Genomic DNA, 582 nt, shown 5'->3' with positions numbered 1-582 from the left:
GAGAACCGCCACTACGCGCATGTCGACTGCCCCGGCCACGCCGACTATGTCAAGAACATGATCACCGGCGCGGCGCAGATGGACGGCGCGATTCTGGTGGTGAACGCCGCCGACGGCCCGATGCCGCAGACCCGCGAGCACATCCTGCTGGGCCGCCAGGTTGGGATCCCGACCATGGTCGTGTTCATGAACAAGGTCGATCAGGTCGATGACGAAGAGCTGCTGGAACTGGTCGAGATGGAAATCCGCGAGCTGCTGAGCAGCTACGAATATCCCGGCGACGACATCCCGATCATCGCGGGCAGCGCGCTGGCAGCGCTGGAAGGCCGCGAGGAGGCGATCGGCGAGCAGTCGATCCGCAAGCTGATGGAAGCGGTCGATGAGTGGATCCCGACGCCCGAGCGCGCCGTGGACCAGCCGTTCCTGATGCCGATCGAAGACGTGTTCTCGATTTCCGGCCGCGGCACCGTGGTCACCGGTCGCGTCGAGCGCGGTGTGGTCAATGTGGGTGACGAGCTTGAGATCGTCGGTATCCGCGACACCAAGAAGACCACCTGTACCGGCGTCGAGATGTTCCGCAAG

The 582-nt window shown here is 64.3% G+C and carries 1 protein-coding gene; it reads left to right on the top strand.

Annotated features, from left to right (window positions below):
- Positions 1 to 582, top strand: a 582-nt coding sequence (locus JAO82_RS14160) for a GTP-binding protein (protein ID WP_232897430.1), incomplete at both ends; no start/stop codon positions are given.

This window comes from Pontibaca salina (genome assembly GCF_016307205.1).
In the GTDB taxonomy this organism is placed as follows: domain Bacteria; phylum Pseudomonadota; class Alphaproteobacteria; order Rhodobacterales; family Rhodobacteraceae; genus Pontibaca; species Pontibaca salina.
The sequence above is the reverse complement of the archived record's forward strand: the minus strand, read 5'-3'. Positions and strand labels throughout refer to the sequence as shown.